Below are 257 nucleotides of genomic sequence, written 5' to 3' on the forward strand. Positions count from 1 at the left end.
CACCGGCCTGTATGCAGTTCGCGGTCTCGGCCCGGCGGCTTGGCGGCCGCGAAAGGGCGCGCGAGGGCCGCGCGCGACGTTGCCGGGCCCTGACGGCGGGCGGTTTGACTACGCTCATGGTGGAGAGGGGGGCTGACAAGGCCGGTTACTGACTCAGGACCCATTGCACCAGTTGGCGGGCGGCGTCACGCGATAGCGGCCCGCCTCGCTCGGCGGCGGAAGGCATCGGCGTATCGCCCCAATGCGCGCGGCCGCCG

General features: G+C 73.2%; 1 pseudogene. It reads right to left on the reverse strand.

Annotated features, from left to right (window positions below):
- Positions 1-145: 145 nt before the first annotated feature.
- Positions 146-257, reverse strand: a pseudogene (locus tag KVT39_RS38320) (cytochrome C); the annotation flags it as partial.

This window comes from Burkholderia sp. GbtcB21 (assembly GCF_019091065.1).
GTDB classification, from domain to species: Bacteria; Pseudomonadota; Gammaproteobacteria; order Burkholderiales; family Burkholderiaceae; genus Burkholderia; species Burkholderia pyrrocinia_C.